The following is a 6,172-nucleotide window of genomic DNA, read 5'->3' on the forward strand; positions in this document are numbered from 1 at the left end:
AGGCGCCCGGGGTGGTCGCCGCGCTCGGGGTCGGCGCGACCTGCCTCGCCCTGACGTCGGCCGTGCCGGTGGTGCCCGGGCTCCTGGTCGCGATCCTCGTCGGCGCCGTCGCCCGGTCCGCCGGGTGGCTGCCGGCCGCCCTCGAGCCCGGCCTCGCCTGGACCGGCCGCCGCCTGCTGCGCGCCGGCGTGGTGCTGCTCGGCCTGCAGCTGTCGGTCGGCGACCTGCTGGGGCTGGGCGGCCGGGAGGCGCTCGTGCTGGTGGCGACCGTCGCGGCCACGTTCGCCGCGACGTCATGGCTCGGGCCGCGCCTGGGGGTCGGGCGGCGGCTGACGCTGCTGGTCGCCACCGGGTTCTCGATCTGCGGCGCCGCGGCCGTCGCCGCGATGAGCCCGGTCGCCGACGCCGAGGAGGACGAGGTCGCCACCGCGGTCGCCCTGGTCACGGTCTACGGCACCCTGGCGCTGGTGGCCGTGCCGCTGGCGGCGGGCGCGCTCGGGCTGCCCGACCGGACCGCCGGGCTGTGGGCGGGCATGTCGGTGCACGAGGTGGCGCAGGTGGTGGCCGCCGCGGGCACGGTGTCGGCGGCGGCGCTGTCGGTCGCCGTGGTCACGAAGCTCGCGCGGGTGGTGCTGCTGGCGCCGCTGGTGGCGGGGGTCGGGCTGGTGCGGCGCCGGGCCGCGGCGCGCGCGGCCGCCGAGGACGGCGCGGGTGTCGCGGCGGCCTCCGGTCGGGGGGCGGCGCCGCTCGTCCCGCTGTTCGTCGTCGGCTTCGTCGCGGCGGTCGCCGTGCGGTCGGCCGGGCTGGTGCCGGACGCCGTGCTGCCGGCGGTCAAGCCGGTGACCACCCTGCTGCTCGGCGCGGCGATGACGGCGCTGGGCACGCAGATCCACCTCGGCCGGCTGGTGCGCACCGGGGCGCGGCCCCTCGCCCTGGGCGCCGCCGCGACGGCGGTCGCGATGACCGTGAGCCTCGCGGGCCTGCTCGCCGCCGGCTGACCCGCGAAGCACCTGCCACGCGAGCCACCTGCCGAGACCGCAGGAGGTGCGGGGTTCGAGCGCCGGGAACCCCGCACCTCGTGCGTGCTCGGCGGCCGGGATGGGAAACTGCGGGGCATGACCCCTCCCGTGCTCGTCGTCGCCGCTGCCCTGGTGGACGACCTCGCCGCGCCGGGCGCGCTGCTCGCCGCGCGGCGCAGCGCGCCGGTGAGCCTGGCGGGCCGGTGGGAGTTCCCCGGCGGCAAGGTCGAGCCGGGGGAGGCGCCCGAGGCGGCGGTGCACCGCGAGATCCGGGAGGAGCTGGGGGTCGAGGTCGAGCTCGGCGGCGAGCTCGCCGGCCCCGACGACGGCGCCTGGTGGCTGACCGACCGGTACGTGATGCGGCTGTGGCTGGCGCGGATCACCGAGGGCGAGCCGCGCCCCCTGGTCGAGCACGACGCGCTGCGCTGGCTCCCGCGCGGGCAGTGGCTGACGGTGCCGTGGCTGGACGCGGACGTGCGCATCGTCACGGCGCTGGCGGCGGCGACAGACAAGGCGAGGACCGGATCCCACACGGTCTGACCTGCGGGTTCATCTGGTGGCGAACAGGTCCCTCCGCCCCTTAGCACTCACACCCGGAGAGTGCTAGAACATCTCTCGTAGCCCTCCTGGCGCGGCAGCGCCGGGGCAGCAGCGGTCCCGGACCGTCCGGACCGCCGTGACGCTTCGAGGAGGTGACGGGCTGTGGCTACGCGATTCGACCCGTTCCAGGAGATGGACCGGCTGATGAACCAGGTGCTCGGCCAGCAGCGCGCCTCGGCCACGATGCCGATGGACCTGTTCCGCTCGGGCGACCACTACGTCCTGAACGTCGACCTGCCGGGCGCGGACCCCGGCTCGATCGACGTCGCCGTCGACGACCGCACGCTCACGATCCGCGCGCAGCGCACCGCGCGCACGGAGGACGGCGTGCAGTGGCTCGCCAAGGAGCGCCCGGTCGGCACCTACGCCCGGCAGCTCACCGTCGGGCGCGGGCTCGACCTGGACGCCATCACCGCGTCCTACACCGACGGCGTGCTGTCGCTGACCATCCCGGTGGCCGAGGAGGCCAAGCCGCGCCGCATCGAGGTCAGCACCGGTGGGACACCGGCGACCATCGAGGCGGGCGCCGACGCCGCTCCCCAGGAGCGTGCGAGCGCCTGACCGCCCGACGCGGCCCCACGGCGACCGCCCCGGCCCCCGCGCGGGGGACCGGGGCGGTCGCGTGCCCGGGCGCCGGGCCGGGCGTCAGGCCGTCGGCACCGCCAGCGACGCGCGGACGGTGCGGGTCGCCGCCAGGACGTGCTCGAGCGACGGCGTCACCTCCGCGTACCGGCGGGTCTTGAGGCCGCAGTCGGGGTTGACCCAGAGCTGGGCCGGGTCGACGACCCGGACCGCCTCGGTCAGCAGCTCGGTCACCTCGGCCTCGCTCGGCACCCGCGGCGAGTGGATGTCGTACACGCCGGGGCCGATCCCGCGGGGGTAGCCCTCGGAGGCGATGTCGCCGAGGATCTCCATCTTCGACCGGGCGGCCTCGATGGACGTCACGTCCGCGTCCAGGCCGTCGATCGCGCCGAAGATCTCGCCGAACTCCGAGTAGCACAGGTGCGTGTGGATCTGGGTGTCCGGGCGCACCCCCGCCGTCGCGAGCCGGAACGACCGCACCGACCAGTCCAGGTAGGCGTCGTGGTCGTCGGCGCGCAGGGGCAGCAGCTCGCGCAGGGCGGGCTCGTCGACCTGCACGATCGCGGTCCCGGCGGCCTCGAGGTCGGCGATCTCGTCCCGGAGGGCGAGGGCGACCTGGTTCGCGGTGTCGGCGAGCGGCTGGTCGTCGCGCACGAACGACCAGGCCAGGATCGTGACCGGGCCGGTGAGCATGCCCTTGACCGGCTTGGCGGTCAGCGACTGCGTGTAGGTGGTCCACGGCACCGTGATCGGTGCCGGCCGGGACACGTCGCCCCACAGGATCGACGGGCGGGTGCACCGCGAGCCGTAGGACTGGACCCAGCCGTTGGCCGTCACCGCGAACCCGTCGAGGTTCTCGGCGAAGTACTGCACCATGTCGTTGCGCTCCGGCTCGCCGTGCACCAGCACGTCGAGGCCGATCTGCTCCTGCAGCTCGACGACGCGGCGGATCTCCGCCTTCATCTCGTCCTCGTACTGCTCCGCCGTGAGCTCGCCGCGGCCGAACGCGGCCCGCGCCACCCGGATCTCCGGGGTCTGCGGGAACGAGCCGATGGTCGTGGTCGGGAGCACCGGCAGCTGCAGCCGCTCGGCCTGCGCCACCTGGCGGGCCGCGAAGTCCCCGCGGCGGAACGCGTCCGCGGGCAGCCCGGCGAGCCGCTCCCGGACCTCCGGCCGCACCACGCCCGGCGCCTCGGCCCGGGACCGGCGCGCGTCGGCGGCGGCGAGCAGCTCGGCGTGCACCGCCTCGCGGCCCTCGGTCAGCCCGGTCGCCAGGGTGACGACCTCGGCCACCTTCTGGTCGGCGAACGCCAGCCACGAGCGCAGCGTCGGGTCGAGCTGCGGCTCGTCCTCGACGTCGTGCGGGACGTGGAACAGCGACGTCGACGTGGCGACGGCGACCTGGCGGGCGCCGAGGCCCTCGAGCGACTCGAGGGACCCGAGCGCGGCGTCGAGGTCCGCGCGCCAGATGTTGTGGCCGTCGACCACGCCGCCGACCAGGACCTTCGACGCGAGGCCGGGGACGGGCCCGGCCGGCACCGCGCCGCGGACCAGGTCGATCGCCAGGCCCTCGACGTCCGTGCCGGCGAGCACGGGCAGGGCGTCGCGCAGGTCGCCGTACGGAGCCGCGACCAGGATCGCCGGACGCTCGGTCGCCGGCAGGTCGGTGGCGAGGGCGCGGTAGGCCTCCGCCGCCGCCGCGAGCAGCCGGTCGGCCGGGACGCCGGTCGAGTCGGACACCAGCGCGGGCTCGTCCAGCTGCACCCAGGTGGCGCCGGCGCGCGCCAGGTCGCGGAGCAGCTCGGCGTACACCGGCAGCACGTCCGCGAGGCGGTCGATCGGGGAGAAGTCCTCCGGCGCGCCCTCGGCGGCCTTGGCGAGCGCCAGGAACGTCACGGGGCCGACCAGCACCGGGCGGGTGAGCACGCCGTCGGCCAGGCCCTCGGCGAGCTCGCGCACAGGACGGTCGCTCGCGTACCGGAACGGCGTGGCCGGGCCGATCTCCGGCACCAGGTAGTGGTAGTTCGAGTCGAACCACTTGGTCATCTCGAGCGGCAGGTCGTCGCCCCGGCCGCGGGCGACCGTCGAGTAGCCGGTCAGGTCGAGCCCGCCCTCGGCGGGCACCAGGTCGGCGAACCGCTCGGGCACGGCGCCGAGCACGGTGGCGGCGTCGAGCACGTGGTCGTAGAACGAGAAGGCGCTGGGGATCGCGGGCAGCCGGGTGTCCAGGCCGAGCCCGGCCAGGCGGGTGCGGGTGCGGCGGCGCAGGTCGGCGGCGGTGGCCTCGACCTCCTCGGCGCTCGCGCGCCCGGCCCAGAAGGCCTCCAGGGCCTTCTTCAGCTCGCGGCGCGGCCCGATGCGGGGGTAGCCGAGGACGGTGCCGGCGGGGAACGGGTGGGTCAGGTCGGTCATCTCTCGCCTCAGATGGTGGGGACAGGGGTCGGGGTGGTCGTGGTGGCGGCGGGTGCGGCCGCCGCGGGCTCGGGCGGCGGCACCCGCAGGTGCGCGCGGGGGGCGTCGCCGCCGAGCCCCGCGCCGTCGAGCAGGTCGAGCGCCGGGCCGTGCGCGTTGAACGTGTACAGGTGGACCCCGGGGGCGCCGCCGTCGAGCACGGCGTTCACCAGGTCGACGCCGAGCCGGGTGCCGAGGCGGTGCCGGGCCGCCAGGTCCGCCGGGTCGTCGGGGTCGAAGGAGTCGAGCCGGGCGAGCAGCCGCTCGGGCACGGGCACGCCGGTCAGCTGCTGCACGCGGCGGAGCCGGGCCGGGTCGGTGGTGGGGATGATGCCCGGCAGGATCGGGATGGTGACGCCGGCGTCCCGGGCGAGGGCCACGAGCTCGAGGTACGAGCCCGCGTCGTAGAACACCTGCGTGATCGCGAAGTCCGCGCCCGCCTGCTGCTTGGCGAGCAGGGCCGCCACGTCCTGCTCCCGGGTGCTGCCCGCGCCGGCGTTGCCGCGCGGGAAGGCGGCGACCGCGACGGACAGCGGGCGGGTGGCCGCGCGCACCGCCTGCGCGGGGCTGCTCGCGCAGCGGCGGCGCTCGACGTCGCGGAGCAGCTCGACCAGGGCGCTCGCGGTCGGCAGCCCCTCGGGGTGCGGCTCCCACGAGCGGTCGGCGGGCGCGTCGCCCCGCAGCGCCAGGAATGACCGCACGCCCTCGTCCAGGAACTCCTCGACCGTCGCGGCGAGGTCCTCGCGGGAGCTCGCCACGCAGGTCAGGTGCGCGATCGGGGTCAGCGAGGTCTCGCGCAGCAGCCGCCGCACCAGCTGGCGGGTGGTCGTGCGCGTGCTGCCGGAGGCGCCGTAGGTGACCGACACGAAGTCCGGGCGGGCCGAGGCGAGCTGCTGCACGGTCGCCCACAGCCGCGGCGCGGCGTCCGGGTTCCGGGGCGGGAACAGCTCGAACGACACGGTGGGGCGGTCCACGGCCCCGAGGCCGTCGGGCACGGCGGCGCCCGCCAGGTGCGCGGGTACGTCGTGACTGGTCATCGTCAGCTCCATCGGTCCTGGCGGAAGCACCCGCACCCTCGGTGAGGAGGGGGGTTGCTGCGACGTCGACGAGCCAGGTCTCTCGGTCGCTCTGGATGGGTTCGGCCACAGTAGGACGCGGCGGGCCCGCCGTCCACTGCCCCTGACGCGTCATCGACCGCGGCCTGGCCGTTGACACCCTCTCCGGGCCGGCCCTACGTTCGGCGGGCCGCGGGCGCCCACCGGCGCGAGGCCGCGGCCGCCCGGCCCCGGGCGCTCCGCCACCCGCACCACCGCACGCCCCCCGGCACCTCCCACGGACGGTCCGCACCGACTCGTCCTGGAGGTCCTCGCATGCGCACCACCCCCGACGACACCGTCACGCCCGACCCGACGTCCACGCCGGACCCGGTCCCGGCCCGCTCGTCCCGCCGCGCGCTGCTGCGCGGTGGCGGCGCCGGCCTGCTCGCCACCGCCGTGGCGCTCGGTGCCGCCCGCGGCGCC

At 76.7% G+C, this 6,172-nt stretch carries 5 protein-coding genes and 1 riboswitch; of the genes, 3 read left to right on the forward strand and 2 right to left on the reverse strand.

The genetic code is table 11. The features are described 5' to 3' along the window. The 3 genes from FA014_RS17135 to FA014_RS17145 form a co-directional block, all read left to right on the forward strand. Positions 1-998: YeiH family protein (locus FA014_RS17135; RefSeq protein WP_154730849.1), on the forward strand; the 998-nt coding region annotated here is incomplete at its 5' end. A 117-nt stretch (positions 999-1,115) separates the two neighbouring features. Next, positions 1,116-1,559: a (deoxy)nucleoside triphosphate pyrophosphohydrolase gene (locus tag FA014_RS17140; RefSeq protein ID WP_154730850.1), complete on the forward strand. Its 444-nt coding sequence runs from the start codon at positions 1,116-1,118 to the stop codon at positions 1,557-1,559. A 162-nt stretch (positions 1,560-1,721) separates the two neighbouring features. Continuing rightward, a complete protein-coding gene (locus FA014_RS17145) occupies positions 1,722-2,180 on the forward strand; it encodes an Hsp20/alpha crystallin family protein (RefSeq protein ID WP_154730851.1) in 459 nt (152 codons plus the stop codon). A gap of 84 nt (positions 2,181-2,264) precedes the next feature. Here the strand turns inward: FA014_RS17145 and metE are convergent, their stop codons facing one another. Beyond that, positions 2,265-4,613, reverse strand: a complete 2,349-nt coding sequence (gene metE, locus FA014_RS17150) for a 5-methyltetrahydropteroyltriglutamate--homocysteine S-methyltransferase (protein WP_154730852.1) — start codon at positions 4,611-4,613, stop codon at positions 2,265-2,267. Between the two features lie 8 nt (positions 4,614-4,621). Continuing rightward, the gene (locus FA014_RS17155) at positions 4,622-5,689 is read right to left on the reverse strand and encodes a methylenetetrahydrofolate reductase (protein ID WP_230323317.1); all 1,068 of its coding nucleotides are present in this window, start codon (positions 5,687-5,689) and stop codon (positions 4,622-4,624) included. A 5-nt stretch (positions 5,690-5,694) separates the two neighbouring features. Then, positions 5,695-5,791: riboswitch (SAM riboswitch) on the reverse strand. Positions 5,792-6,172: the final 381 nt, after the last annotated feature.

Source organism: Cellulomonas hominis (genome assembly GCF_005239125.1).
In the GTDB taxonomy this organism is placed as follows: domain Bacteria; phylum Actinomycetota; class Actinomycetes; order Actinomycetales; family Cellulomonadaceae; genus Cellulomonas; species Cellulomonas hominis_A.

Bases quoted from the DNA above. Each gene is read 5' to 3' on its own strand.
- FA014_RS17140 (WP_154730850.1), top strand. From the start codon at position 1,116: ATGACCCCTCCCGTGCTCGTCGTCGCCGCTGCCCTGGTGGACGACCTC.
- metE (WP_154730852.1), bottom strand. From the start codon at position 4,613: ATGACCGACCTGACCCACCCGTTCCCCGCCGGCACCGTCCTCGGCTAC.
- FA014_RS17155 (WP_230323317.1), bottom strand. From the start codon at position 5,689: ATGACCAGTCACGACGTACCCGCGCACCTGGCGGGCGCCGCCGTGCCC.